We start from the raw sequence: 25651 nt of genomic DNA, 5'->3' as shown, positions 1-25651 counted from the left end.
ACACCATGAACGAACAAGACCCACTGCGCGAGCCCGACGCGCAGGGCGCGCCCGTGCGCCGCTTCCGGGACCCGGCCTATCGGCCGCTGGCGGCGAACCTCGCCGGCATCCGCTGCGAGATCGACCGCATCGACGACGCCGTCGTGCAGCTGCTGGCGGCGCGTGCGATGTTGGTCAAGGACGCCGCCCGCTTCAAGCGCGATGCCTTCCAGGTCAGCGCCCCCGCGCGGCAGGCGCAGGTGTTCGCGCGCGTGCGGGCGCTCGCCGAGCGCCACAACCCGTCCTTCAACGGCGGCTTCGAGGGCCTGCCCGACGTGGTGGAGTCGGCGTACCGGTCTCTCGTGGCCGGGTATATTGCATGCGAGCAAACGTACTTCGGCCAGACCGAAGCCATCGCTTCTCCCCAGGACCCCCGAGAATGACGCAACGCCGAAGCCTCCTGAAGACCCTTGCCGCCGCGCCCGCCGCCCTGCTGGGCGCGCCGTGGACCGCCGCCCTCGCGCAAGGCGACTACCCGTCCAAGCCGATCCGCCTCGTCGTGCCCTTCGCCGCGGGCTCCACCCCCGACGTGTTCGCGCGCATCGTCGGCGACCGGGCCTCGCAAGGGCTCAAGCAACCGGTCGTGATCGACAACAAGCCGGGCGCCGGCGGCAACCTCGGCACCGACCTGGTGGCGAAGGCGGCCCCGGACGGCTACACCATAGGTGCGTCCATCACGGGCCCGCTGGTGAACAACGTCGTGCTGTACAAGAAGATGCCGTACGACCCGTTCAAGGACCTGGCGCCCATCACCTTCGGCGTGCACCAGGCCAACGTGCTGGCGGTGAGTCCGTCCCTGGGCGTGAACACGCTCAAGGAGCTGATGGACCTGCTGCGGCGCAATCCGGGCAAGTACAACTACGCCTCCATCGGCGTCGGCAGCCTGTCGCACCTGTCGATGGAGATGCTCAAGACGCTGACCAGCAGCTTCGTCGTGCACGTGCCTTACGCATCGTCGCCGGCGGCCGTCACCAGCGTGCTGCAGGGCGACACGCACATGGTCAGCCTGGCGCCGCTGGCGGTGATGCCGCAGGTGCAGGCGGGCAAGCTCAAGGCCCTGGGCGTGTCGACGGCCAGGCGCGTGCCGCAGATCCCGGGGGTGCCGACCTTCCGCGAAGCCGGCCTGCCCATGGACGGCAGCGCCTGGATCGGCCTCGTGGCTCCCGCCGGAATGCCGGCGCCCATCATCGAACGCCTGAACCACGAGTTCGTGGCCGCCATGCGTGATCCCGCCACCAACGAGAAACTCAAGGCGCAGTACATGGACGCCGAGCCCGGCACGCCGGCGCAGTTCACGGCCTTCATGAAGGCGGAACTGGCCAAGTGGGGCCCGGTGATCAAGCGCTCGGGCGCGACGATCGACTGATCCTGGTCGCGGCGCCGCGCCGCAGGTTCAGGCCTGCGGCAGGGCCTTGTGCGGGCGCGTGCGGTAGAACGTCAGCGGCACCGCCTGCGCCTCGCGCTTCTGCTCGTTCAGCACGGATTTCTTGATCCGGCCCACCACGTGCATCTCGCAGGGCTTGCAGTCGAAGCGCAGCGTGAGCTTCTCGCTGCCGTTGACCAGTTGCAGCGGCTCCGCCTTGATCGTGCCTTTCACGCCGACGACGCCCTTGGCCTGCTTGGGGCACAGGCTCATGGTCCAGCGCACGCAGTGCTTGGTGATCATGAGGCTGACCTCGCCTTCCTCCTCGTGGCTTTCGTAGGCCGCGCCTATCACCTTGACGCCGTGCCTGGCGTAGAAGTCGTGCGCCTTCTGGTTGAAGACGTTGGCGAGGTAGGAGAGGGTGTCCTCCGGGTAGGGGACCGGCGGGTCGACCGGGGTGCCACGCAGCGGGCGCTGGTAGCCGGCCGCCCGCGCGGCCTCCAGCGCCTCGACCGCCTCGCGGCGCAGCGAGTTCACCAGGGAGGGCGGCACGAACCAGGGCTGCGAGAGCTCCAGGTGCAGGTCCAGCGCGGTGAAGATCGTGTTGCCGAAGCGTCCCAGGTGCTCGCGCAATGCGGCGAGCGCCTTGTCGCCGTCGCGCGCGGGCTCCTTGGCGAAGGCAGCCTGTGCCTCGCCCACGTAGCCGTCCTCGTCCGTCAGGCGCAGCACGAAGCCGTCCGCGCTCTCGCCGAGCGTCGCCCACACGCCGATGCGCCGGTCGCTGGACTTCTTCTCCAGGGTGCGCACCCAGTCCATGTCGCGGTTGCGGTTCAGGCGCGTGCCCTTGCGCATGTCCTTCATGCCCGCGATCGGGTCCTTGGGCCACACGCGCCAGGCGCCGAGTCGGGCCAGCGGCTCCGCCCGGTTGATCGCCACGCCCACCAGTTCCTTTTGCAGGTCGAAGTAGCAAAGGCCGTCGCCGTTGTGCAGCAGCCGGGCGGCGTCGTCGAGCTCCAGGTCGATCGAATCGGCGCCCACCTTCGTCACCCAGCCGATGGCCTGGCCCGGGTTCTTGGGCGAGTCCAGCGCGGCGATGTCGTCCTTGCGGCCGTTGACGAAGTAGTCGGTGAACTCGCGGTTGAAGTTCTGGTCCGGGTCGGGCGTGAAGCTGAAGGTGGTGCGGCCGCTGGAGGCGCGTGCCAGCGGAAAGCCGGAGCCCTCGCGCGCCTCGATCAGCGCGTCGAACAGCGTGCGGTAGTGGGCCGTGATGTTCTTCACGTAGCCCATGTCCTTGTAGCGGCCCTCGATCTTGAAGCTGCGCACGCCCGCGTCGACCAGCGCGGCCAGGTTGGCGCTCTGGTTGTTGTCCTTCATGGACAGCACGTGCTTGTCGTGGGCGACGAAGCGTCCCTGGCCGTCCACCACGTGGTAGGGCAGGCGGCACGCCTGCGAGCAGTCGCCGCGGTTGGCGCTGCGGCCGGTGTGCGCGTGGCTGATGTAGCACTGGCCCGAGTAGGCCACGCAGAGGGCGCCGTGGATGAAGAACTCCACCTTGCAGCGCTGCGGGTCCAGCGCGTCATGGATGGCGCGGATCTGCTCCAGCGTCAGCTCGCGTGCCAGCACCATCTGCGAGAAGCCCACGTCCTGGAGAAATTTCGCCTTCGCCACCGTGCGGATGTCCGTTTGCGTGCTCGCGTGCAGCTGGATCGGCGGCAGGTCCAGCTCCAGCAGCCCCATGTCCTGGATGATGAGGACATCGGCGCCGGCGTGGTAGACGTCCCAGGCCATCTTGCGCGCGGCTTCCAGCTCGTCGTCGCGCACGATGGTGTTGTGCGTGACGAAGATGCGGCTGCCGAACCGGTGCGCGTGCCTGGCCAGGCGCTCGATGTCGCGCACCGGGTTGCTGGCCGACACGCGCGCGCCGAAGTCCGGCCCGCCGATGTAGACGGCATCGGCGCCGTGGTTGATCGCCTCGATGCCGATGTCGGCATCGCGCGCGGGCGCGAGCAGCTCGAGCTGGTGGTACAGGAGGGACATGGGAGCGCGGGATTTTACCGGCGGCCCTTGGTGCGCGCCACCGCGGCCGCAGGTGCGCGGACCGAGCCTTCAGGCGCGCGCCGGCGCCACCGCGGCGCCCTGGATGCCGTGCCGCTGCAGGGCCTGGGCGACGAAGCCGGAGGCCTTCATCTCCTCGATGTAGGCGCTCAGCCAGGCCTGGGCCGCGGTGCGTCCCTTGGGCACGCCCATGGCCTGTTCGATGACCATGAAGCGCCCCGGCAACAGGCGCACGCCGCCCACCCGGCCCGCATCCATCTCGAGCTGCTGCTTCACGCCGGCCGCGACCTCCAGCTTCTGTTCCAGGAAGCGGTCCACGACCTCGGGCGAGGTCGGCACGCGCACGAGCGTGGCTGCCTTGATCTCGCGCGTGAGGAACAGGTCGTAGGCGCTGCCCCGGCCCACGGCGATGCGGGTGCCGGCGCGGTCCACGTCCTCGTTGCGGCGCAGCGCCGAGTCCTGCCGCACCGCGTAGGCCCCTTCGATGATCACGTAGGGCGCCGTGTACTCCATGTCGGCGGCGCGCACCGGATCGATGGCCACGAAGGCCAGGTCCACCTGGCGCGCCTTGATGGCCTCCACGGTGTTGCCGGCGGAGTTGAAGGGCACGAGCTCGACCGGCAGCTCCAGCCGCCGGGCCGCCTCCCGCGCGAGATCGACCGACACGCCATGCGGCTGGCCGTCCGGGCCGCGGGTGGCGAGGATCGGGTTGCCGTAGTTGATCGCCGCGCGCAGCTTGCCGGTGGAGCCGAGTTCCGCGCGCGCCGCGCCCGCCGCTGGGCCTGGCAGCGTGCCGCAACCGGCCAGCAGGCCCGTCATCCCGAGTGCGCAAAAGCCGCGTCGCGTGGCCGTCATCGTGTCTCCTTGTCGTTGGCATGCCAACCGTCGCGCGATTGGAACGAAGCCCGCCCGGTGCGTCAAGCGTGGCGGCCCTAAACTCCCGCGCGTGCCCCGAACCCCCCGCTACGACCGCATCGATGCCCTGCGCGGCGCCGCCATCGTCTGGATGACGGCCTACCACTTCTGCTTCGACCTGGACCATTTCGGCTGGATCCGCCAGAACTTCCTGTACGACCCGTTCTGGACGACGCAGCGCACCGCGATCGTCAGCCTGTTCCTGTTCTGCGCCGGGCTGGGCCAGGCCGTCGCCCACGCGCAAGGGCAGGGCTGGCCCCGGTTCTGGAAGCGCTGGACGCAGGTCGCGGCCTGCGCCCTGCTGGTCACCGCGGGCTCCGCCCTCATGTTCCCGGGCAGCTTCATCTACTTCGGCGTGCTGCACGGCATTGCGGTGATGCTCGTGCTGGTGCGGCTCACGGCGCACTGGGGCCGCTGGCTGTGGCTGGCGGGCGCGGTGGCCATCGTGCTGCCGCGCTTCGCCCTCCCGGTGCACGTGCATTTCGGCAACCTGCGCCTGCTCAACGAGCCGTGGCTCAACTGGATCGGCTTCGTGTCGATGAAGCCGGTCACGCAGGACTATGTGCCGCTGCTGCCGTGGCTGGGCGTGATGTGGTGGGGCGTGGCCGCGGGGCAGGCACTGCTGCGCCGCGCGCCGGGCGTGCTGCAGGGCGGTCTCCCGTCCCCTTTCGCGCCGCTCGCGTGGATGGGCCGCTGGAGCCTGAGCTGGTACATGCTGCACCAGCCTGTCCTCATCGGCGCGCTCATGCTCGTGCAGATGCTGCGCACCTGAGCGCCAAGCTCATCGGCCGGAGGCTATGGCTTCGATAGTTCTCGTAGGACGCACTGTAGCCAGCGGCCTACAAGGGTGAGGCGGCGCGGCCGTTACGGTGGCGGACGGCAATGTCGCCGCTCCCCGATCGTTCCCACCCATGCCCAAGACACCCAAGGCGCCCCCGCCCGCGAAGAAGGCCGCCGCCCAGGCTGCTGCGCGCAACACCGACAGTGGCCCCGCCAAGCTGCCAGGCGACGCTTCCGGGGACCCTGCCGCCCGCAAGATGGCCGAGGTCCAGCAGATGGCCGCGGCGATGCAGAACCACGAGAACAAGGCCGCCGAGCACGGCTTCGACAACGGCGTGCAGCCGCTGCACGGCGCCGTCGTCGAGCCGCCGTCGCGGCTGCCGGGAGGCAGCACGCTGTCCGAGGCGAACAGCTCCGACAAGGTGGGCACCGAAGCGCTCGACGGCCTGAACCACACGATCGACACGCTGGACCGCGTGCGCGTGGACTCCACCGGGCGCATGCTGACCACCAACCAGGGCGTGGCGGTCGCCGACAACCAGAACTCGCTGAAGTACGGCGTGCGCGGCCCGGCGCTGCTGGAAGACTTCATCCTGCGCGAGAAGATCACCCACTTCGACCACGAGCGCATCCCGGAGCGCATCGTGCACGCGCGCGGCTCGGGCGCGCACGGATTCTTCGAGTGCTACGCACCGATGACGCAGTTCACCAGGGCGGCGCCGTTCCGCGAGAAGGGCAAGCGCACGCCGGTGTTCGTGCGCTTTTCCACCGTGCAGGGTGAGCGCGGCTCCAAGGACACCGCGCGCGACGTGCGCGGCTTCGCCGTCAAGTTCTACACCGACGAAGGCAACTGGGACCTCGTGGGCAACAACATCCCGGTGTTCTTCATCCAGGACGCGATGAAGTTCCCGGACCTGGTGCACGCGGTCAAGCCCGAGCCGCACCACCAGATGCCGCAGGCAGCCAGCGCGCACGACACGTTCTGGGACTTCGTGTCGCTCATGCCCGAGTCCACGCACATGCTGATGTGGGTGATGAGCGACCGCGCCATCCCGCGCAGCTTCGCCACCATGCAGGGCTTCGGGGTGCACACCTTCCGGCTGGTGAACGAGGAGGGCGAGTCGGTCTTCGTCAAGTTCCACTGGACGCCGATCGCCGGCACCCATTCGCTGGTCTGGGACGAGGCCGTGAAGATCTCCGGCGCCGACCCCGACTACCACCGGCGCGACCTCTGGGAGCGCATCGAGTCGGGCAACTACCCCGAATACGAGCTCGGCTTCCAGATCTTCACCGAGGAACAGGCCGAGCAGTTCAGCTTCGACATTCTCGACGCGACCAAGATCGTGCCGGAGGAACTGGTGCCGATCACGCCCGTCGGCCGCATGGTGCTGAACCGCAATCCGGACAACTTCTTCTCCGAGACCGAGCAGGTGGCCTTCTGCACTGCGCACGTGGTGCCGGGCATCGACTTCTCGAACGATCCGCTGCTGGCCGGCCGCATCCATTCCTACGTGGACACGCAGATCACCCGGCTGGGGGGGCCGAACTTCCACGAGATCCCGATCAACGCGCCGGTGGTGCAGGTGCACAACAACCAGCGCGACGGCTTCCATCGCCAGGCGATCCCGCGCGGCCGCGTCGCGTACGAGCCCAACTCGCTGGCCGGCGGCTGTCCGTTCCAAGCCGGCGCGGCCCAGGGCTTCGTGTCGGTGCCGGCGCGCATCCGCGCCGACGAGGAGCAGGGCAAGGTGCGGGCCAAGCCGGAGAAGTTCGCCGACCACTACACGCAGGCGCGCCTGTTCTACGAAAGCCAGACGCCGGTGGAGCAGTGCCACATCGCCAACGCCTTCCGCTTCGAGCTGAGCAAGGTGACCGTGCCCGCGATCCGCGAGCGCACGGTGGCCATGCTGCGCAACGCGTCGGAGGAACTGGCGCAGAAGGTCGCCGACGGGCTCGGGATGAACCCGCTGCCGGCGCCGCTGCCGCTCGCCATGCCGGCCCCGGCGACGCCGGAGGTGACCAAGTCGCCGCCGCTGTCGCTGCTGTCGCGGCCGGGAAAGTCCCCGCTGAAGGGCCGCAAGGTGGCCCTGATCGTCGCGCCCGGCGTCGACGCGGCACCGCTGCTGCAGCTGCAGCAGGCGCTGCTGGCGCAGGGCGTGGTCGGCCGGCTGGTCGGGCCCCGCATCGGGCCGATGGAGACAGCCAATGGCGACATCGTCCAGGCCGACGCCTCGCTCGAGAACGAGCCCGGTTTCCTGTTCGACGCGCTGGTGCTGCCGGACGGCGAGGAGGGCGTGGCCGCCCTCGCGCAGGACGGCCACACGGCCGAATTCATCAAGGACCAGTTCCGCCACTGCAAGACCATCCTGGCCATAGGCGCGTCGCGCAAGCTGCTGACGCTGGCCGGCGTGCCCCTGTCCATGGACAAGAGCCAGGCCCAGGGCGGCACCGGGCTGATCGTCGTGGATGCGAACGCCGCGGCCTCCGGCCTGGAAGCCTTCGTGCAGGGCCTCGCGAAGCACCGCCACTTCGGCCGCGAGATGGATCCGCCGCTCGTGTGAACACCCAGGGAGAAACAAGCATGACCGAACTTGCCATGAAGGACGCCTGCGAGCTGCTCGACGCGGACCACATCGCCGTGAAGCACCTCTTCGTCGAATACGCGCGCCAGGCGATGGCGGCGCCGACGCAGCCCGGGGACCGCCCGATGCTCGCGCGGCGCATCTGCCAGGAGCTCACCGTGCACGCGCAGATCGAGGAGGAGATCTTCTATCCCGCCCTGCGCCAGGCCACGGGCGCCAACGATCTGCTGGACGAAGCGCTGGCCGAGCACCAGCAGGCCAAGCAGCTGATCGCGCGCATCCAGGGCCTGAAGGCGGCGGACCGCACGATGGACGACCTGGTCAGCCAGCTCGCGCGGGCGATCGAGCACCACGTCAAGGAGGAGCGGGATGACCTGTTCCCCAAGGCGCGCGCGAGCGGCCTGGACCTGCAGGGGCTGGCCGCCCAGCTGAAGGAGCGCCAGGAGGAGCTCATGGGGCGGCAAGCCGCCTGAAATGAAAAGCGGCCCCGTGGGGCCGCTTTATGGAGCCCGGCCTGCGCCGGGATCGGACCGGTTCGCGCGCACGGCGCGCCCGTTCATTCGATCTTCGCGTTCTTGCGCAGGCCTTCCTGGAACTGCGCCAGCTTCTGCTGCTGCAGCTGCTGCGCGATCTGCGGGCGCACGTCTTCCATCTTGGGCAGCTGCGCCTCGCGGATGTCGTCCACGCGGATCACGTGCCAGCCGAACTGCGACTTCACCGGCGCCGCGGTGGTCTCGCCCTTCTTCAGCTTGAGCATCGCCTCGGCGAACTCGGGAACGTAGCTGGCCGCGGTCGCCCAGTCCAGGTCGCCTCCGTTGGCGCCGGAGCCCGGATCCTTGGACTGCTTCTTGGCGATGTCCTCGAACTTCTGGCCCTTCTTCAGGTCGGCGATGATCTTCTTGGCCTGGTCCTCGGACTCGACCAGGATGTGGCGGGCCTTGAATTCCTTGCCGCCGTTGGCCGCAACGAACTTGTCGTATTCGGCCTTGATCTCGGCGTCGGTCACCGGGTTGTTCTTCTGCCAGTCGGCGAACAGCTCGCGGATCAGGATGGTCTGGCGGGCCAGTTCCATCTGCGCCTTGTAGTCCTCGGTTGCGTCGAGGCCGCGTTTCTGCGCTTCCTGCAGGAAGATCTCGCGGGCGATGACCTCGTCCTTCAGCTGGCCCTGCATCTCGGGGGTGACCGGCCGGCCGGCCTTCGCCAGCTGCGTCGACAGCATGTCCAGGCGGGCCTTGGGCACCGGCTTTCCGTTGACGATGGCGACGTTCTGCGCCGCGGCGGGCATGGCGATGCCGACAAAGGCCGCGAGGACCGCGGTCAGGAGGACTTTCTTCATGGGGTTTCCCTCGGGAACGGAAGCTGGATCAGGTTTCGGAACTCTCGATCGCGAGGGCGTGGATGCCCCGATCGATATAGTCGCGCAGGGCATCATACACAAGGCGATGGCAGGCCACCCGGGGCCGCCCGGCGAACAGCGGCGAGGCGACGCGTACGCGGAAATGCGTACCCGCACCGGTGCCGTCCTGGCCCGCATGCCCCAGATGGGCCGCGCTTTCGTCCAGGACCTCCAGCCGCGTGGGCGCGAGCCGCTCCTGCAGCCGTGCGCGCACTGCGTCGGCCGTGATGCCGGTGCCGGTGGTGGCGTTCACGAGTCGCGTGCCCCGGCTTGCTTGCCGTCCTTCATGTAGCGGCCCAGGTACAGCGCCTGCCCCACGATGAAGACCGCCATCAGGCCCAGGCCGCCGAACAGCTTGAAGTTGACCCAGGTGTTGGTGTCGAAGTGGAAGGCGACCCACAGGTTCACGACGCCCATCACCGCGAAGAAGGCGGTCCAGCTCCAGCTCATGGCGCGCCACGCCGTGTCCGGCAGTTCCAGCTGCGTGCCCATGAGGGACTTGAGCAGGTTCTTGCGGAACACGAGCAGGCCCACGGCCAGCGCCCCTCCCATCAGCCAGTACAGCACGGTCGGCTTCCACTTGATGAAGGTCTCGTCGTGGGCCAGGATGGTCGCGCCGCCGAACAGCACGATGATGCCCAGGCTCAGCCACTGCATGGGTTCGACCTTGCCGGTGGCGTAGCGCAGCCAGGCGATCTGCGCGATCGTGGCAACGATGGCCACGCCGGTGGCGACATAGATGCCCCACAGCTTGAAAGCCGCGAAGAACAGGGCGATGGGAAAGAAGTCGAGCAGCAGTTTCATTCGTTCAGGCCTTGCCTTCGGGATGGAAGTCCAGGGAGGCCGAGTTCATGCAGTAACGCAGGCCTGTCGGCTCCGGGCCGTCCGGAAAGACGTGCCCGAGGTGCGCACCGCACTGCGCGCAGACGGTTTCGGTGCGGACCATGCCGTGGCTCGTGTCGCGGATCTCCTTGATCGCGCCGGGAACCGCCAGGGAGAAGCTCGGCCAGCCGCAACCGGCGTCGAACTTGGTGTCGGAGTCGAACAGCTTGGAGCCGCAGCAGACGCAGTGGTAGCTGCCGTCGGCCCACACGCGCTCGTACTTGCCGCTGAAGGGACGCTCCGTGGCGGCGTGGCGGGTGACCTGGAAGGCGCCGGGCTCGGCGCCCTTGTCGGCGAGCAGGGCCTTCCACTCGGCCTCGGATTTCCGGATGGGATAGTCGTCGTTCATGAAGAGCAGCTGATCTCGATGTGGGCAGCCCAGTCGGGCGGAAAGCCGGCCTTGTCCTCGTGGCCCGGATGTTCGTCGAACGGGGCCTGGACCAGGCTCAGCAGGGCTTCGACTTCGGAAAAGTCGCCGAGTTTCGCCTGCCGGATGGCCAATTCGCACAAATGGTTGCGCAGCACGTACTTGGGGTTGGTGCGCAGCATGCGCTCGCCGGCCGCGGTGCGCCCGTCAGGCAGCCGCGCCTCGTATTGTGAGACCCAGCCGTCGAAGCCGGCGCGGTCCAGGAACAGGTCGCGCACGGGAGCGAGTTCGCCGCCGGCGACCCAGTGCGAGAGCCGGCGCCAGAAGACCGGATAGTCCACCCGGTCCGCCGCCAGCAGGGTCAGGACCTGCTCGACCAGCTGGCGGTCGCCTTCGCGCTCCTGCGCCAGTCCCAGCTTGGCGCGCATGCGCGACTCCAGCTCGCGCGGGAAGTCCGCCTTGTACGGTTCCAGGGCGGCCATGGCCAGTTCCTGGTTGCCGATCAGGGGCAGCAGCGCCTGGCCCAGGCAGAACAGGTTCCAGTACGCCACGTTCGGCTGGCGGTTGTAGGCGTAGCGGCCCGTGTCGTCGCTGTGGTTGCACACGTGGTTGGGGACGAAGGCGTCCAGGAACTGGAAGGGCCCGTAGTCGATCGTGAGGCCCAGGATGCTCATGTTGTCGGTGTTCATCACCCCGTGACAGAAACCCACGGCCTGCCACTGCGCCACCATCGCCGCGGTCCGCGCGCCGACCCGCTGCAACAGGTTGGCGTACGGATTGCCCGCCAGTTGCTCGCTGTCGCGAAGGTCCGGGTACCAGGCGTCGATCACGTAGTCGGCCAGCCGGCGCAGTTCCTCCTCCTGGCCGCGCGCCGCGAAGTGCTCGAAATGCCCGAAGCGAACGAAGCTGGGCGCAACGCGCGTCACCACCGCCGCGGTCTCGATCTCCTCGCGCCGCACCGGTTGCGGCGAGCCGGTGACGACGAGGGCGCGCGTGGTCGGGATACCCAGCCCGTGCATCGCCTCGGAGCAGAGGTATTCGCGCACGCTGGACCGCAGCACCGCGCGGCCGTCGCCCATGCGCGAGTAGGGCGTGCGACCCGCGCCCTTGAGCTGCAACTCCTGCACGCCTTGCGGCGTCTCGATGCCGCCGAGGAGGATGGCGCGCCCGTCGCCCAGCTGCCCCGCCCACACCCCGAACTGGTGGCCGCTGTAGACGCTCGCCAGCGGCCGGCTGCCGGCCAGCGCCAGGTTGCCCGTGAACGCGGCGACCGCCTCGGGCGTCGCCAGCCGTGCGGCGTCCAGCCCGAGCTCGGTCGCCAGCGAGCGGTTCAGCGACACCAGGTGCGGGTCGGGCAAGGGGGTCGGGCGCAGCTCCGTGTAGAACGAAGGGCCTAGGTTGGCGAAGCCGTGACGCCACGCAGGCCCCAGGTCGAGGGCGGCGTCGGCTTCGGCGATGGCTGATGGCATGCGGGCCATTGTCCGCTCGCCGCGGGGCCGCAGGTTTCTTAGGGATTTGGCTTACTGTTCTGCTTCGCGCGCTTCTGCCAAGATCTTCACCGGCCACAAGCTTTCACCAAGCGCCGCAGCATAGGGAGGAACAATGAGCGACTTTTCGGGACTGGAGCAATCGTTCGCCTTGCCGGCCTTGTCCGGCATTTCGCAGCTGGACGAGTTGTCCGCGTACGCCCCGCCGACGACCGACGTGCAGCCGCACGAGGTCAGCTTCCGCCGCCTGCGCGGTGCCCACGAGATCGCCAGCGTCCTGCACCTGCGCAAGGAAATCGAGCTGCCCGCCGCGGTGCTGGCGGATGCCAGCTTCCGGACCCGCGAAAAAAAAGAGATGAAATTGGCCTGGTCGGCGCTTTCCACCGATTCGGCGAGACGATCGGCACCATCCGCCTGATCCCGATGGACCAAGGCCTGGCGCCCTGCGAGAAACTCCTCCAGCGCCACGCGGTCCCCCCCGAACTCCGCGACCAGAGCTGGGAAGTCGGCCGGCTGGTCCTCGCTCCCCGCTTCCGCAGCGGCCCCGACTCCCTCAAGCGCTGCCTCTTCCTCACCCTCCTGCACCTGATCGACCACACCGACGTGGAAAACCTGTTCGCCTCGTGCACGCCCTTGCTGAGCAGGCTGTACCGCCGCTTCGGCTTCGACGTGGTGGTGAAGGACGCCAGCTGCGACGCGCAGGGCACCTACCACCTGATCCACGGCACCGTCCCCGACGTGCTGCGGGCCCTCGCCGGCAATGCGCAGGAGCGCGAGCTGGCCGAAGACATCCTGGCCCTGCGCGCGGCCGCGGGAGTATTCGCATGATGAAGATCCTGCGCCGCCTGTTCCAGCGCTACGAGGACTACCACGCCTACGGCCCGTCGCGGCTGAAGACGATGGGCTACCTCGGGGCCATGACCTACGTGGCCTTCTACTTCCTGCGCTTCACGCGCCCCAACGCGGACATCTGGGACGACCTGGCCTCGCGGGCCGTGGCCGTGCTGCTGTTCCTCGGCATGGGCCTGGGCGACTATTGGCCCGAGCGGCTGAAGACCTACTACATCCGCTACACGTACTGGGTGCTCCTGTACTGCCTGCCCGGGTTCACGGTGCTGCTGGCGCTGGAGCGCGGCGGCGGCGTGGTGGCGCTGTCCAACGCCTTCATCATCCTGTGCTTCCTGGTGCTGCTCACCGACTGGCGCAACACGCTGGTGATGCTGGCCACCGGCACGGCCGGCGCGGCCCTGTGGTACTGGGCGACCGCGGACAACCCGAAGGTGCCCATGGACCTGGTCGCGCAGCTGCCCGCGTTCGCGCTGGTGGTGATCGGCGGCAACCTGTTCAAGTCCAACACCGACAAGATCGACACGGAGCGCAAGCTGCGTGCGACGCAGGCGCTGGCGGGCTCGATCGCGCACGAGATGCGCCATCCGCTGGCGCAGCTGAAGCATTCGCTGGAAAGCATGCAGGGCGTGCTGCCGGCGCCTGGCTCGTCGCGCCAGGCCCAGCTGGACGGGCAACAGGTGCAGGCCCTGTACCGGCACCTCGCGCGGGGCGAGCAGGCCGTGCAGCGCGGCCTGCAGGTCATCTCCATGACGCTCGACGAAGTCAGCGCCCGTCCGCTGGACACGACCTCCTTCCGCTACCTGTCGGCGGCCGAGGTCGTGCAGCACGCGGTGGAGGAGTACAGCTACGACACCGACGAGGGGCGCGAACGCGTGAGCGTGGTGGTCAAGGAGGACTTCACCTTCCGCGGCGACGAGACGGCGTACCTGTTCGTGCTGTTCAACCTGATCAAGAACGCGCTGTATTACGTGGCGGCCTATCCGCACACGCGCATCACCATCACCGTGGGCGAGCAGCAGGTGAAGGTGCGCGACAGCGGTCCCGGCATCCCGCCGGAGGTGCTCGCCGGCCTGTTCGAGCCCTTCCGCTCGGTGGCCAAGTCCGGCGGCACCGGCCTGGGCCTGTCCTACTGCCAGCGCGTCATGCGCGCCTTCGGCGGCCGCATCACCTGCAACTCCGTGGTGGGCCAGTACACCGAATTCACCATGGTCTTTCCGGCGATCAGCGCCGAGGAGCAGGAGCGGCACCGGCTGGACGCGGTGGCGCAGGCGCGCACGGCGCTGGCCGGCAAGCGGCTGCTCATCGTCGAGGACGACGCCGTGCAGCGCGTTGCCACGCGGCAGAAGCTGGGCCCGCTGGCGCTCACCACCGAGCTGGAGGAGGCCGCCGACGGCCAGATGGCGCTGAAGATGCTGCGCGAGCGCAAGTTCGACGTGGTGCTGCTGGACCTGCACATGCCCGGCCTGGACGGCTACGCGGTGGCGGAGAAGATCCGCCAGGACGCCGGCCCGAACCACGACGTGCGCATCGTCGCCTACACCAGCGAGCCCGCCAATCTCGCGCGCGCCAAGGCCCTCAAGTGCGGCATGGACCACTTCGTGAGCAAGCCCTGCGCGCAGCTGCCGCTGCTGGCCGCATTGCAGCAGGTGGTGCAGCAGCGGGCGGCCCAGGATCCGGGCGCCGCGGCCGGCCGGCTGGCGGGCCGCCGCATCCTGGTGGCGGACGACAGCGCCTTCAACCGCAAGGCCATCGCCGCCTACCTGCGCAACGCGGCTGCCATCGTCATCGAGGTCGAGCACGGCGGTGCGGTGATGGAGCAGCTGCACGCGCAGGACGGCATCCATGCCGTCATCGTCGACCTGCACATGCCGGGCATGGACGGCCTGGAGACGGCGCGCGCGATCCGCAGTTCCAACGAGCCCTGGGCCGGCATCCCCATCGTGGCGATGACCGCGCGCTCCGACGAACCCGCCGTGACGGCGGCGACGGCGGCCGGCATGAACGGCTTCCTGGTCAAGCCCGTCGATGCCGCGGTGCTCTACGACACGCTGGCGCGCCTGATCATCGGTGGCATCGGGCCGGCCGAGCCCGCCAAGCCGATGGCCGACCCGCAGCCGGTGGCCGGCAGCGAAAACCTGCTGAACCTGCAGCGCCTGGAGAGCTACCGGCGCCTGGGCATGCTGGACGAGCTGCTCAACGACTACCTGCCCGAGATGGAGCGCCTGGTCGTCACGCTCCAGGAGAACGTGGACGGCGCCGACGTGCAGGGCAGCATCGACGCGCTGCACTCGCTGCTGGGCATGAGCGGCGAGGCGGGTGCGCAGGCGCTGTACCAGCACGTGCGCAAGCTCTACGTGCCGCTGCTGGAAGAGGGCCAGTGGCCCAAGGGACAGGAATGGCTGCCGCAGCTGCGCACGCTGGCGCGGCGGACGGAGGAGGCCCTGCGCGCATACTGTGCCCAGCAAACGCGTTCCGGCACGCCTTCCTGAGGACCATGCAGTACGAGCTTTCCGGAGACCACCCGTCCATCCTCTTCGTCGACGACGAACCGAAGTCGCGCAAATGGTTCGCGCTGGAGTTCGGGGATGAATTCACCGTGGTGACCGCCGGCAGCGCCGACGAGGCGCTGCAGATCCTGGGCGACCGCAGCGGCGAGTTCGGCGTGCTGGTGACCGACTACCGCATGCCCCAGCAGGACGGCATGAAGCTGCTGCGCGCCGTGCAGCGCGACTTCCGCCACGTGATCCGGCTGCTGGCGACCGCCTACGCCGAGAAGGACGTCGCGATCGCCGCCGTCAACCAGGGCAAGGTCCTGCGCATCCTGGAAAAGCCCCTGGACGGCGAAACGACGCGCGAGGCGCTGCGCGAAGCGCTTTCCGTGTACCGCGCCCAGGCGGTGGAACGGGTGGTGAACGAAGGCCGCGTGGCCGCCCTGCGCGAGGCGCTCGGGTTCCTCGCGCACGAACTCAACACGCCGCTGGCGACCGTGCGCGGCTACGTGGGCTCGGTGGCCGGCCGCTACCTGCCGCCCGGCGCCGACGCGCCCGCGGGCGTGGCGCAGTTCAGCGAGGAGTATCCGGGCGAACTCGTGACGGCGCTGGAGCGCGCCGAGCGCCGGGCCTTGTACTGCCAGTCCCTGGTGTCCACCTTCGTGCAGTCCGCGCGCGACGCCTATCCCGATGCCGTGCCGCAGTCGATCACGGCCAGCAGCCTGGTGGAGGCGCTGCTGGACGAATTCCCCTTCGAGGACCGGGAGCGCGGCTGCGTCGCGCTGGACGTGCGGCACGACTTCCGCCTGCCGGGGCGGCGCGACCTGCTGTACCTGGTGCTGTGCACGCTGACCAAGAACGCCCTGATCGCCCTGCGTGGCCGGCCCGAGCCGCGCCTGTGGCTGGAGGTGGATTCGGCGGCGGACCAGCCGCAGGGCCGCCGCGCCTGGATCCGCGTGCGCGACAACGGTCCCGGCATTCCGCCCGAGGTGCTGGCCAAGCTGACCAAGGAGCCGGTGACCACCCGCGCGGCCTCGGGCGGCAGCGGCATGGGCCTGATGTTCTGCCAGCGCGTCATGCAGGCCATCAGCGGTGCGATCGAGGTGCACTCCGCCCAGGGCGAGGGCACCATGGCCACCCTGTACTTCCAGCCGATGGGGTCGTCCCCGAGCTGAATCGCGCCCGTCCCGGTTTAGCATCGCCCTCGGATTCCTGACCCATTCCGAGGAGAACAACGATGCTGGGCCTGATGCAGAACCAACCGCTGCTGATTTCTTCCCTGATCGAGCACGCGGACCGCCACCACGGCGACGGCGAGATCGTCTCGCGCCGGGTCGAGGGCGACATCCACCGCTACCGCTGGAGCGACGTCGCGCGCCGCGCGTGCCAGGTGGCGCAGGCGCTCGATGCGATGCAGCTGCTGTTTTCCGACCGGGTGGCCACGCTCGCCTGGAACGGCTACCGCCACCTGGAGCTGTACTTCGGCGTGAGCGGCTCGGGCCGCGTGCTGCACACGATCAACCCGCGCCTGCACCCGGAGCAGATCGCCTGGATCGCCAACCACGCGGAGGACCAGGTCCTGTGCTTCGACCTGAGCTTCCTGCCGCTGGTGCAGGCGGTGCATGCGAAGTGCCCCACGATCCGGCAGTACGTCGCGCTGTGCGACGCGGACAAGCTGCCCAAGGACAGCGGCATCCCCGGCCTCGTGAGCTATGAAGCCTGGATAGGCGCGCGGCCCACCGGCTACCGCTGGCCCTCCTTCGACGAGAACTCCGCCTCGAGCATGTGCTACACGAGCGGCACGACGGGCAACCCCAAGGCGGCCCTGTACAGCCACCGCTCCACCATCCTGCACGCCTACGCCGCGGCGCTGCCGGACGTGATGGCGCTGTCGGCGCGCGACGCCGTGCTGCCGGTGGTGCCGATGTTCCACGTCAACGCCTGGGGCATCCCGTACTCCGCCGCGCTCACCGGCTGCAAGCTGGTGTTCCCCGGCGCCGCGCTCGACGGCAAGTCGGTCTACGAACTGGTGGAACAGGAGAAGGTGACCTTCGCGGCCGGCGTGCCGACGGTGTGGCAGATGCTCCTGGGCCACATGAAGCAGAACGGCCTGCGCTTCTCCGCGCTCAAGCGCACCGTGATCGGCGGCTCCGCCTGCCCGCCCGCCATGATCGACGCCTTCCGCGAGGAGCACGGCGTCGACGTGCTGCACGCCTGGGGCATGACGGAGATGAGCCCGCTGGGCACGCTGTGCACGCTGAAGAACAAGCACCTCGCGCTGCCCGCGGCGGACCAGATGAAGATCCGCCTCAAGCAGGGCCGCGCCATCTTCGGGGTGGACATGAAGATCGTCGGCGAGGACGGCGGCGAGCAGCCCTGGGACGGCAAGACCTACGGCGACCTGCTCGTCAAAGGCCCCTGGATCGTGCGCGAGTACTTCAAGGGCGAGGGCGGCGACCCCCTGGTCGACGGCTGGTTCCCGACCGGGGATGTCGCGACCATCGATGCCGACGGCTACATGCAGATCACCGACCGCAGCAAGGACGTGATCAAGTCCGGCGGCGAGTGGATCAGCTCCATCGACATCGAGAACATCGCCATGGCGCACCCGGCGGTGCAGATGGCCGCCTGCGTGGGCATGAAGCACCCCAAGTGGGACGAGCGGCCGATCGTCGCCGTGGTGAAGAAGCCCGGCATGGACGTGGGCCGCGAGGAGCTGCTGGCGTTCTTCGACGGCAAGATCGCCAAGTGGCAGGTGCCGGACGACGTCGTGTTCGTCGACAGCATCCCGCTGGGCGCGACGGGCAAGATGCTCAAGACGCGGCTGCGCGAGCAGCTCAAGGACTATCGGCTGCCCTCGGCGTGACAGCCCCTCCCGGCGGGGGGCTGTCGCCTGCGTGATACCTGCAGGGGCGCTTAGGGGCAATCCCTGAGCGTTGCGCTGCACCAATACTTGTACCCTGCGCGCTGTCGTTGCACACCACAGGAGACAGCAATGAAGTTCACGTTCAGGATCGTCGCCGCCGCCGCGGTGCTCGCCGCGTCCGGCGGTGCCTTCGCGCAGAAGGGCGAGACGGTGAAGATCGCGTTCATGGACCCGCTGTCGGGGCCCTTCGCGAACGTCGGCCAGAACCAGTTGAAGAGCTGGCAGTTCGCCGCCGAGAAGCTGTCCACGCGCAACCCCGCCGGCGTGAAGTTCGAGGTGGTCGGCTTCGACAACAAGGGCTCGCCGCAGGAAAGCCTGAACACGCTCAAGGCCGCCATCGACCAGGGCTTCCGCTACATCACCCAGGGCAACGGCTCGGGCGCGGGCCTGGCGCTGGAGGACGCGGTCTCCAAGTACAACGAACGCAACCCCGGCAAGGAGGTCGTGTACCTCAACTATGCCGCGGTCGACCCGTCGATGACCAACGAGAAATGCGACTTCTGGCATTTCCGCCTGGACGCCGACACCTCCATGAAGATGGAGGCGCTGACCTCCTTCATGAAGGAGCAGCCCAAGGTCAAGAAGGTCTACGTCATCGGCCAGAACTACTCGCACGGCCAGCAGGTCGCCAAGTACTTCAAGGAAGCCATCGCCCGCAAGCGCCCCGACGTGCAGATCGCCGGCGAGGACCTGCACCCCATCGGCCAGGTCAAGGACTTCGCGCCCTACGTCGCCAAGATCAAGCAGTCCGGCGCCGACAGCGTGCTCACCGGCAACTGGGGCCAGGACCTCACGCTGCTGGTCAAGGCCATGAACGACGCCGGCCTGAAGATCCCGATGTACACCTACTATGCCGGTGTCACGGGCACGCCGACGGCGCTGGCCGCCGGCGGCGACAGCGAGGTCTACGTGGTGGCCTACGGCCATGCCAACCACACCGGCGAGCTGGGCCAGATCGCGACCGACTTCAACAAGAAGTTCGACGACGACTACTACACCTACGCCACCTACAACGGCATCAACCTGCTGGCCGGCGCGATGGCCAAGGCCAAGAGCACCAACCCCTTGTCCGTCGCCCGCGCGCTGGAAGGCCTGACGGTCAAGAGCTTCGCCGGCGACGTGACCATGCGCGCCTCGGACCACCAGCTGCAGCAGACCATGTACATCACCAAGTGGCAGAAGGCCAAGAAGGGCGAGTACAGCGTGGAGAAGACCGGCTACACCTTCGTGCCGATCAAGCAGATGGACCCGTACGTGTCCAGCACGCCGACCAGCTGCCAGATGAAGCGTCCGGCGGGTTGACGCGCAGGCGACGCCAGCAGCCGGGGCCGCCAGCGTCCCGGCTTTTTTTTGCGTGCCGCTGCCGGCAGAATGCGGCACGGCGACCACCAGAACGGAAACGACGCGAATGGAGTTCTTCACCATCTCGCTGCTGAACGGCATCAGCTACGGGCTGCTGCTGTTCATGCTCAGCTCGGGCCTCACGCTGATCTTCAGCATGATGGGCGTGCTCAATTTCGCCCATGCGAGCTTCTACATGCTGGGCGCGTACTTCGGGTACATGGTCAGCCAGCTGGTCGGCTTCTTCCCCGCCCTGCTGCTCTCGCCGCTGCTCGTGGCGCTGATCGGCGCGGCCTTCGAGAAGTACGCGCTGCGGCGCGTGCACAAGTTCGGCCACGTGCCGGAACTGCTGATCACGTTCGGCCTGTCCTTCATCATCCTGGAGATGGTGCAGCTGGTCTGGGGCACCAGCTCCGTGGACTACCGGGTCCCGGCGATCCTGGACGGGCCGCTGTTCACCATCTACGGCACGCAGTTCCCCATGTACCGCGCCTTCATGATGCTGATCGCGCTGCTGATGCTGGTGGCGATCTGGCTGCTGCTCACGCGCACGCGCATCGGGCTGGTGATCCAGGCCGCGCTCACGCATCCGGACACGGTGGAGGCGCTGGGCCACAACGTGCCGCGCGTGTTCATGCTGGTGTTCGGCGGCGGCTGCGCGCTGGCCGCGCTGGCGGGCGTGATCGGCGGCAACGCCTTCGTCACCGAACCCGGCATGGCGGCGACGGTCGGCTCGGTGATCTTCGTCGTGGTGGTCGTGGGCGGCATGGGCTCGCTGGCGGGCGCCTTCGTGGCTTCGCTGCTGATCGGCGTCATCCAGACCTTTGCCGTGGGCGTGGACGCATCCCTCATGGGCGCCTTCCAGACCCTGGGGATGGCGATCACGCCTGCGAGCCCGGGCTACACGCTGTGGAAGCTCAAGATCAGCCAGATCGCGCCGATCCTGCCCTACGTGTTCCTGGTGCTGATCCTGATCTTCCGCCCCAAGGGCCTCCTTGGCACCCGGGAGGGCTGACATGAGCACCTTGTCCGACATCGAAGCGGGCTCCGAGGCCGAACGCGAGAACCGCCGCACCGGCGTGCCCATGGACCTGCCGGCGACGGCGCCCGCGCGGGTGCCGGCGCGGCGCAGCGGCAAGGACTACTACCAGTTCAAGCCGTACAACGTGGGCCGCTGGGTGGTCTGGAGCGCCTTCGCGCTGCTGCTGCTGGTGGCGCCCATGGTGTTCACGACCAGCCTGGCGCACACCATGCTCAGCCAGATGGGCATCGCGATCATCGTCTGCCTCTCGTACAACATGCTGCTCGGGCAGGGCGGCATGCTCAGCTTCGGCCATGCGGTGTATTCGGGCATGGGCGCCTTCCTCGCGATCCACACGCTCAACCTGGTGGCCAAGGGTGCGTGGCCGATCCCGGTGAGCCTCGTCCCCATGGCCGGCGGACTCGCCTCCGCGCTGTTCGCCGTCGTCTTCGGCTACGTGACCACCAAGAAGGCGGCCACGCCCTTCGCCATGATCACGCTGGGCATCGGCGAGCTGGTGTGGGCCTCTTCGCTGATGTTCCCCGAGTTCTTCGGCGGCGAGGGCGGCATCTCCGGCAACCGCGTGACCGGGCCCAAGCCGCTGGGCATCACCTTCGGCCCGCAGATCCAGCTGTACTACCTGATCGCGGTCTACACCTTCGTCTGCACGGCGGCGATGTTCGCCTTCACGCGCACGCCGCTGGGACGGATCATCAACGCGGTGCGCGACAACCCCGAGCGCGTGGAATTCGTCGGCTACGACACGCAGATGGTGCGCTACCTCGTGTTCATCATCGCGGCCTTCTTCGCGGGCATCTCCGGCGGGCTGGCGGCGCTGAACTTCGAGATCGTGACCTCCGAGGTCGTGAGCGGCTCGCGTTCGGGCGCCTACCTGCTGTTCACGTTCCTGGGCGGCGCCACCTTCTTCTTCGGCCCGATCATCGGCGGCGTGCTCATGGTGCTGGCCTTCGTGCTGCTGTCGGAGTTCACCAAGGCCTGGCTGCTGTACCTCGGGCTGGTGTTCCTGTTCATGGTGATGTACGCCCCCGGCGGCATCGCCAGCCTGATCATGATGAACCTGCGGGTCGCCTCCTTCGGCCGCCTGAAGGAGATCTGGGTCAGTTACCTGGCCCTGGCCGTGACGGCGCTGGTCGCGCTGATCGGGGCGGGGGCGATGATCGAGATGGTGTACCACCTGAAGCTCAATGCCGCGCTCGGGCCCAGGCTGCACTTCCTGGGCATCCCGCTGGACGCCCACGGCGTCAACAGCTGGTTCGGCGCCGCCTTCGTCATGGCCACGGGCCTGGGCATGTTCGAACTGGCCCGGCGCGAGTTCCTGCGCCAGTGGGGCGAGATCCAGGAGTTCATCGAGAAGGAAGTCAAGCGGAGGGAAGCGCTGTGACCGGCACCACCCCCGCGCTGGAACTCAAGGACGTGCGCAAGAGTTTCGGCCGCACGGAGATCATCCGCGGCTGCAGCCTGCAGATCGCGCCGGGCGAACGCGTCGCGGTGATCGGCCCCAACGGCGCCGGCAAGTCGACGCTGTTCAACCTGGTCAGCGGCCGCTTCGCGCCCACCAGCGGCCAGGTGCTGCTGCATGGCCAGCGCATCGACGGCAAGAAGCCTTTCGAGATCAACCGGCTTGGGCTGTCGCGCAGCTTCCAGATCACCAACATCTTCCCCAAGCTGTCGGTGTTCGAGAACCTGCGCTGCGGCGTGCTGTGGAGCCTGGGCTACAAGTACACCTTCCTGAAGTTCCTGGCCGACCTCACGGACGCGAACGAGCGCGCCGAGGAGCTCATGGAGCGCATCCGGCTGCACAAGAAGCGCGACGTCCTCGCCGTGAACCTGACGTACGCCGAGCAGCGCGCGCTGGAGGTGGGCATCACCATCGCCGGCGGCGCCAGCGTGATCCTGCTGGACGAGCCCACGGCGGGCATGAGCCGCGAGGAGACCCGCCGCTTCATCGCGCTGATCAAGGAAGTGACCGTGGGCAAGACGCTGCTGACCGTGGAGCACGACATGGGCGTGGTGTTCGGCCTGGCCGACAAGATCGCGGTGGTCGTGTACGGGGAGATCATCGCCTACGACACGCCGGAGCGCGTGCGCGCCAACCGCCGCGTGCAGGAGGCCTACCTCGGCTCGGTCGTCGCCGACCAGCAGGCGGGAGGCCACTGAACATGCTGAAGATCGACAACCTGCACGCCTACTACGGCAAGAGCCACGTGCTGCACGGGGTGCAGTTCGATGTGGGCGAGGGCGAGATCGTGGCGCTGCTGGGGCGCAACGGCTCCGGCCGCTCGACGACCGCCAAGGCCATCATGGGCATGGTCGAAAGCACCGGCAGCGTGCGCTGGAAGGGCGGCGAGATCCAGGGCCGCAAGCCCTACGAGATCGCCCACCTGGGGCTGGGCTACGTGCCGGAAAACCGGGACATCTTTCCCAAGCTCACGGTGCACCAGAACCTGATGCTCGGGCAGAAGAGCGCCAAGCAGAAGGGGCGCTGGAGCTTCGACGACATGTACGGCATGTTCCCGCGGCTCAAGGAGCGCCAGCACACCGAAGCCGGCGTCCTCTCGGGCGGCGAGCAGCAGATGCTGACCCTGTGCCGCACGCTCATGGGCGACCCCGACCTGATCATCATCGACGAGCCCACCGAAGGCCTGGCTCCCAAGATCGTGGAACTGGTGGGCGAATACCTCAAGACCCTCAAGACCCGCGGCGTGTCGGTGCTGCTGATCGAGCAGAAACTCACGATCGCCATGGCCATCTCGGACCGCGCGCTGGTCATGGGGCATGGGAGCATCGTCTTCCACGGCACGCCGGACACGCTGCGCGCCGACGCTTACATCCGCAAGGAGTGGCTGGAGGTCTGAAAGGCCTGCGGTCGCGCTGGAGTTGCGCGGCCGCTTGTGATAGACCTTGGCCGTTTTGTCCCGGTCGTGACATCGGTCGCGGCCGCGAGGCGCTTCCCACCCTAGAATCGCGCAAAAGCGAACGACCGTTCTTTTCTTGTCCGCTCCACCTACACCACCCACTGGAGATTTCCGCATGACGGCTGAATACAAGGTGCATGGCGACGTCGCCGTGATCACGATGAACAACCCGCCCGTCAACGGCCTGGGTTACGCCACCCGTGTCGCGATCACGCAGGGCCTCGAGAAGGCGAACGCGGACCCCGCCGTCAAGGCCATCGTGCTGACCGGCGCCGGCCGGGCTTTCTCGGGCGGCGCGGACATCAAGGAATTCGGCAGCATGAAGGCCACGCAGGACCCGAACCTGCTGTCGGTCATCCTCGCCTGCGAGAACTCGGCCAAGCCCATCGTCGCGGCGATCCATTCGGTGGCCATGGGCGGCGGGCTGGAGCTGTCCCTGGGCTGCCACTACCGCATCGCCGCGCCCGGCGCCAACATCGCCCTGCCCGAGGTGAAGCTGGGCCTGATCCCGGGCGCCGGCGGCACCATGCGCCTGCCGCGCGTGCTGGGGGTCGAAGTGGCCCTGAACATGATCGTCAGCGGCGAGCCGGTCAAGAGCGAGATGCTGGCGCAGATCCCCGGCCAGAAACTGTTCGACAAGATGGCGGCATCGCCCGAGTCGCTGCAGGAGGAGGCGATCGCCTTCGCCCGCTCGGTCGCGGCGACGCGGCCGCTGCCGCTGGTGCGCAACCTCCCTTCGAAGCACCCGATGGGCGACGCCTACTTCCAGTTCGCCCGCAACATGGTCAAGGGCATGGCCAAGAACTTCCCGGCGCCCGCCAAGTGCGTCGACGCCGTCGAGGCTTCGACCAAGAAGCGCTTCGACGAGGGCATGGCCTACGAGCGCGAGATCTTCACGGCGCTGATGTTCACGCCGGAATCGCGCGCGCTGCGCCACCTGTTCATGGCCGAGCGTGCGGCCTCCAAGATCGCCGACGTTCCGGACGACACGCCGCAGCGCAAGATCGAGAAGGTGGCCGTGATCGGCGCCGGCACCATGGGCGGCGGCATCGCCATGAACTTCCTCAACGCGGGCATCCCGGTGACCATGCTGGAGATGAAGCAGGAGATGCTGGACCGCGGCACGGGGGTCATGCGCAAGAACTACGAGGTGCAGGTCGCCAAGGGCAAGCTCAAGCAGGACAAGCTGGAGCAGCGCATGTCCCTGCTCAAGACCTCGCTCTCCTACGACGAGATCAAGGACGCCGACCTGGTGATCGAGGCCGTGTTCGAGGACATGGGCGTCAAGCAGCAGGTCTTCACGAAGCTCGACGAGGTGATGAAGAAGGGCGCGATCCTCGCCTCCAACACCTCCACGCTGGACCTGAACAAGATCGCCGCCTTCACCAAGCGGCCCCAGGACGTGGTCGGCCTGCACTTCTTCAGCCCCGCGAACGTGATGAAGCTGCTGGAGGTGGTGCGCGGCGAGAAGACGGGCAAGGACGTGCTCGCCACCGTCATGGCGCTGGCCAAGAAGATCAAGAAGACCGCGGTGGTCTCCGGCGTCACCGACGGCTTCATCGGCAACCGCATGATCGAGCAGTACAGCCGCCAGGCCGGCTTCCTGCTGGACGAAGGCGCCACGCCGCAGCAGGTGGACAAGGCCATCGAGCGCTTCGGCTTCGCCATGGGGCCCTTCCGCATGGGCGACCTGGCGGGCAACGACATCGGCTGGGCGATCCGCAAGCGCCGCGCGCAGGAGCGTCCCAACATGCTTTACAGCCGCACCGCCGACAAGCTGTGCGAGTTGGGCCGCTTCGGCCAGAAGACGGGCGCCGGCTGGTACGACTACCAGCAGGGCAAGCGCGACGCGATCCCGTCCAAGCTGGTCGAGGACATGGTCGCGGAGCACCGCAAGTCACTCGGCATCGAGCCGCGCAGGATCTCCGACGACGAGATCGTGCAGCGCCTGGTGTACGCGCTGGTCAACGAGGGCGCCCGCATCGTGGAAGAGGGCATCGCCGCCCGCGCCAGCGACGTGGACATGGTCTACATCACGGGCTACGGCTTCCCCATCCACCGCGGCGGCCCCATGCTGTACGCGGACCAGGTCGGCCTGTTCAACGTGGCGCAGGCGATGAAGCGCTTCCAGCAGAACCCGCGTGACGACGCCAGGTTCTGGGAACCCGCTCCCCTGCTGCTGAAGCTGGCGCAGGAAGGCAAGGGCTTCAACGGTTGAGGGCG

The 25651-nt window shown here is 68.3% G+C and carries 23 protein-coding genes; 16 read left to right on the top strand and 7 right to left on the bottom strand.

From position 1 onward, the window contains the following. The first annotated feature begins 5 nt into the window (after positions 1-5). Entirely contained in the window at positions 6-422 is a 417-nt protein-coding gene (locus AC3EGR_RS04735; RefSeq protein ID WP_488545287.1) for a chorismate mutase, read from the top strand. Beyond that, positions 419-1405 (top strand): Bug family tripartite tricarboxylate transporter substrate binding protein, encoded by a 987-nt coding sequence (locus AC3EGR_RS04730; RefSeq protein WP_488545286.1) that lies wholly within the window; start codon positions 419-421, stop codon positions 1403-1405. Before AC3EGR_RS04735 ends, AC3EGR_RS04730 begins: the two co-directional genes overlap by 4 nt. A 27-nt stretch (positions 1406-1432) precedes the next feature. Here the strand turns inward: AC3EGR_RS04730 and AC3EGR_RS04725 are convergent, their stop codons facing one another. Both AC3EGR_RS04725 and AC3EGR_RS04720 read right to left on the bottom strand, forming a co-directional pair. Continuing rightward, positions 1433-3439, bottom strand: a complete 2007-nt coding sequence (locus AC3EGR_RS04725; protein ID WP_488545285.1) for a peptidase U32 family protein — start codon at positions 3437-3439, stop codon at positions 1433-1435. A 69-nt stretch (positions 3440-3508) separates the two neighbouring features. Beyond that, a complete protein-coding gene (locus AC3EGR_RS04720) occupies positions 3509-4312 on the bottom strand; it encodes an ABC transporter substrate-binding protein (RefSeq protein WP_488545284.1) in 804 nt (267 codons plus the stop codon). Positions 4313-4463: 151 nt separating this feature from the next. Here AC3EGR_RS04720 and AC3EGR_RS04715 point away from each other — a divergent pair, with 151 nt between their 5' ends. The 3 genes from AC3EGR_RS04715 (at position 4464) to AC3EGR_RS04705 (ending at position 8207) form a co-directional block, all read left to right on the top strand. Then, positions 4464-5144, top strand: coding sequence for a heparan-alpha-glucosaminide N-acetyltransferase (locus AC3EGR_RS04715; RefSeq protein ID WP_488545333.1), 681 nt, complete (start codon positions 4464-4466; stop codon positions 5142-5144). A gap of 139 nt (positions 5145-5283) precedes the next feature. Then, positions 5284-7713, top strand: a complete 2430-nt coding sequence (locus AC3EGR_RS04710; protein ID WP_488545283.1) for a catalase — start codon at positions 5284-5286, stop codon at positions 7711-7713. A gap of 20 nt (positions 7714-7733) precedes the next feature. Continuing rightward, complete coding sequence (locus AC3EGR_RS04705) at positions 7734-8207, top strand: hemerythrin domain-containing protein (protein WP_488545282.1); 474 nt, start codon at positions 7734-7736, stop codon at positions 8205-8207. 83 nt (positions 8208-8290) lie between these two features. On the opposite strand, the gene AC3EGR_RS04700 is transcribed toward AC3EGR_RS04705, so the two are convergent. The 5 genes from AC3EGR_RS04700 to AC3EGR_RS04680 are packed head-to-tail and all read right to left on the bottom strand — an operon-like array spanning position 8291 to position 11848. Further along, positions 8291-9070 (bottom strand): peptidylprolyl isomerase, encoded by a 780-nt coding sequence (locus AC3EGR_RS04700; RefSeq protein ID WP_488545281.1) that lies wholly within the window; start codon positions 9068-9070, stop codon positions 8291-8293. A gap of 28 nt (positions 9071-9098) precedes the next feature. After that, entirely contained in the window at positions 9099-9383 is a 285-nt protein-coding gene (locus AC3EGR_RS04695) for a BolA family protein (protein ID WP_488545280.1), read from the bottom strand. After that, complete coding sequence (locus AC3EGR_RS04690; RefSeq protein ID WP_488545279.1) at positions 9380-9934, bottom strand: septation protein A; 555 nt, start codon at positions 9932-9934, stop codon at positions 9380-9382. The genes AC3EGR_RS04695 and AC3EGR_RS04690 overlap by 4 nt, the downstream gene beginning before the upstream one ends. A 4-nt stretch (positions 9935-9938) precedes the next feature. Beyond that, complete coding sequence (msrB, locus tag AC3EGR_RS04685) at positions 9939-10361, bottom strand: peptide-methionine (R)-S-oxide reductase MsrB (RefSeq protein WP_488545278.1); 423 nt, start codon at positions 10359-10361, stop codon at positions 9939-9941. Beyond that, the gene (locus tag AC3EGR_RS04680; RefSeq protein ID WP_488545277.1) at positions 10358-11848 is read right to left on the bottom strand and encodes a protein adenylyltransferase SelO; all 1491 of its coding nucleotides are present in this window, start codon (positions 11846-11848) and stop codon (positions 10358-10360) included. Before AC3EGR_RS04680 ends, msrB begins: the two co-directional genes overlap by 4 nt. A gap of 133 nt (positions 11849-11981) precedes the next feature. Between AC3EGR_RS04680 and AC3EGR_RS04675 the strand changes: the two genes are divergently transcribed. From AC3EGR_RS04675 to AC3EGR_RS04625, 11 genes are all read left to right on the top strand, one after another. Further along, entirely contained in the window at positions 11982-12284 is a 303-nt protein-coding gene (locus AC3EGR_RS04675) for a hypothetical protein (RefSeq protein ID WP_488545276.1), read from the top strand. Between the two features lie 5 nt (positions 12285-12289). Then, the gene (locus AC3EGR_RS04670) at positions 12290-12694 is read left to right on the top strand and encodes an N-acetyltransferase (protein ID WP_488545275.1); all 405 of its coding nucleotides are present in this window, start codon (positions 12290-12292) and stop codon (positions 12692-12694) included. After that, positions 12691-15204, top strand: a complete 2514-nt coding sequence (locus tag AC3EGR_RS04665; RefSeq protein ID WP_488545274.1) for an ATP-binding response regulator — start codon at positions 12691-12693, stop codon at positions 15202-15204. The genes AC3EGR_RS04670 and AC3EGR_RS04665 overlap by 4 nt, the downstream gene beginning before the upstream one ends. A 5-nt stretch (positions 15205-15209) precedes the next feature. Then, positions 15210-16379, top strand: coding sequence for a hybrid sensor histidine kinase/response regulator (locus AC3EGR_RS04660; protein WP_488545273.1), 1170 nt, complete (start codon positions 15210-15212; stop codon positions 16377-16379). A 62-nt stretch (positions 16380-16441) separates the two neighbouring features. Then, positions 16442-18070: a 3-(methylthio)propionyl-CoA ligase gene (locus tag AC3EGR_RS04655; RefSeq protein WP_488545272.1), complete on the top strand. Its 1629-nt coding sequence runs from the start codon at positions 16442-16444 to the stop codon at positions 18068-18070. A 129-nt stretch (positions 18071-18199) separates the two neighbouring features. Continuing rightward, on the top strand, positions 18200-19432 hold the full coding sequence (locus AC3EGR_RS04650) for a branched-chain amino acid ABC transporter substrate-binding protein (RefSeq protein WP_488545271.1): 1233 nt from the start codon (positions 18200-18202) through the stop codon (positions 19430-19432). A 106-nt stretch (positions 19433-19538) separates the two neighbouring features. Next, the gene (locus tag AC3EGR_RS04645) at positions 19539-20486 is read left to right on the top strand and encodes a branched-chain amino acid ABC transporter permease (protein WP_488545270.1); all 948 of its coding nucleotides are present in this window, start codon (positions 19539-19541) and stop codon (positions 20484-20486) included. A 70-nt stretch (positions 20487-20556) separates the two neighbouring features. Further along, the gene (locus tag AC3EGR_RS04640) at positions 20557-21894 is read left to right on the top strand and encodes a branched-chain amino acid ABC transporter permease (protein ID WP_488545332.1); all 1338 of its coding nucleotides are present in this window, start codon (positions 20557-20559) and stop codon (positions 21892-21894) included. Then, positions 21891-22670, top strand: a complete 780-nt coding sequence (locus AC3EGR_RS04635; RefSeq protein WP_488545269.1) for an ABC transporter ATP-binding protein — start codon at positions 21891-21893, stop codon at positions 22668-22670. Before AC3EGR_RS04640 ends, AC3EGR_RS04635 begins: the two co-directional genes overlap by 4 nt. Before the next feature lie 2 nt (positions 22671-22672). Next, the gene (locus AC3EGR_RS04630) at positions 22673-23368 is read left to right on the top strand and encodes an ABC transporter ATP-binding protein (RefSeq protein ID WP_488545268.1); all 696 of its coding nucleotides are present in this window, start codon (positions 22673-22675) and stop codon (positions 23366-23368) included. Positions 23369-23543: 175 nt separating this feature from the next. Next, positions 23544-25646: a 3-hydroxyacyl-CoA dehydrogenase NAD-binding domain-containing protein gene (locus AC3EGR_RS04625; protein WP_488545267.1), complete on the top strand. Its 2103-nt coding sequence runs from the start codon at positions 23544-23546 to the stop codon at positions 25644-25646. Positions 25647-25651 lie beyond the last annotated feature (5 nt).

The sequence above is a fragment of the Ramlibacter sp. G4-7 genome, assembly GCF_057784995.1.
The sequence above is the reverse complement of the archived record's forward strand: the minus strand, read 5'-3'. Positions and strand labels throughout refer to the sequence as shown.

Excerpts from the sequence above, each read along its gene's own strand:
- AC3EGR_RS04690 (WP_488545279.1), bottom strand. The coding sequence starts at position 9,934 with ATGAAACTGCTGCTCGACTTCTTTCCCATCGCCCTGTTCTTCGCGGCT.
- AC3EGR_RS04655 (WP_488545272.1), top strand. The coding sequence starts at position 16,442 with ATGCTGGGCCTGATGCAGAACCAACCGCTGCTGATTTCTTCCCTGATC.
- AC3EGR_RS04640 (WP_488545332.1), top strand. The coding sequence starts at position 20,557 with ATGGACCTGCCGGCGACGGCGCCCGCGCGGGTGCCGGCGCGGCGCAGC.
- AC3EGR_RS04735 (WP_488545287.1), top strand. The coding sequence starts at position 6 with ATGAACGAACAAGACCCACTGCGCGAGCCCGACGCGCAGGGCGCGCCC.
- AC3EGR_RS04715 (WP_488545333.1), top strand. The coding sequence starts at position 4,464 with ATGACGGCCTACCACTTCTGCTTCGACCTGGACCATTTCGGCTGGATC.
- AC3EGR_RS04645 (WP_488545270.1), top strand. The coding sequence starts at position 19,539 with ATGGAGTTCTTCACCATCTCGCTGCTGAACGGCATCAGCTACGGGCTG.
- AC3EGR_RS04675 (WP_488545276.1), top strand. The coding sequence starts at position 11,982 with ATGAGCGACTTTTCGGGACTGGAGCAATCGTTCGCCTTGCCGGCCTTG.
- AC3EGR_RS04730 (WP_488545286.1), top strand. The coding sequence starts at position 419 with ATGACGCAACGCCGAAGCCTCCTGAAGACCCTTGCCGCCGCGCCCGCC.
- AC3EGR_RS04710 (WP_488545283.1), top strand. The coding sequence starts at position 5,284 with ATGCCCAAGACACCCAAGGCGCCCCCGCCCGCGAAGAAGGCCGCCGCC.
- msrB (WP_488545278.1), bottom strand. The coding sequence starts at position 10,361 with ATGAACGACGACTATCCCATCCGGAAATCCGAGGCCGAGTGGAAGGCC.
- AC3EGR_RS04725 (WP_488545285.1), bottom strand. The coding sequence starts at position 3,439 with ATGTCCCTCCTGTACCACCAGCTCGAGCTGCTCGCGCCCGCGCGCGAT.
- AC3EGR_RS04625 (WP_488545267.1), top strand. The coding sequence starts at position 23,544 with ATGACGGCTGAATACAAGGTGCATGGCGACGTCGCCGTGATCACGATG.
- AC3EGR_RS04705 (WP_488545282.1), top strand. The coding sequence starts at position 7,734 with ATGACCGAACTTGCCATGAAGGACGCCTGCGAGCTGCTCGACGCGGAC.
- AC3EGR_RS04720 (WP_488545284.1), bottom strand. The coding sequence starts at position 4,312 with ATGACGGCCACGCGACGCGGCTTTTGCGCACTCGGGATGACGGGCCTG.
- AC3EGR_RS04660 (WP_488545273.1), top strand. The coding sequence starts at position 15,210 with ATGCAGTACGAGCTTTCCGGAGACCACCCGTCCATCCTCTTCGTCGAC.
- AC3EGR_RS04630 (WP_488545268.1), top strand. The coding sequence starts at position 22,673 with ATGCTGAAGATCGACAACCTGCACGCCTACTACGGCAAGAGCCACGTG.
- AC3EGR_RS04680 (WP_488545277.1), bottom strand. The coding sequence starts at position 11,848 with ATGCCATCAGCCATCGCCGAAGCCGACGCCGCCCTCGACCTGGGGCCT.
- AC3EGR_RS04665 (WP_488545274.1), top strand. The coding sequence starts at position 12,691 with ATGATGAAGATCCTGCGCCGCCTGTTCCAGCGCTACGAGGACTACCAC.
- AC3EGR_RS04700 (WP_488545281.1), bottom strand. The coding sequence starts at position 9,070 with ATGAAGAAAGTCCTCCTGACCGCGGTCCTCGCGGCCTTTGTCGGCATC.
- AC3EGR_RS04670 (WP_488545275.1), top strand. The coding sequence starts at position 12,290 with ATGGACCAAGGCCTGGCGCCCTGCGAGAAACTCCTCCAGCGCCACGCG.
- AC3EGR_RS04650 (WP_488545271.1), top strand. The coding sequence starts at position 18,200 with ATGAAGTTCACGTTCAGGATCGTCGCCGCCGCCGCGGTGCTCGCCGCG.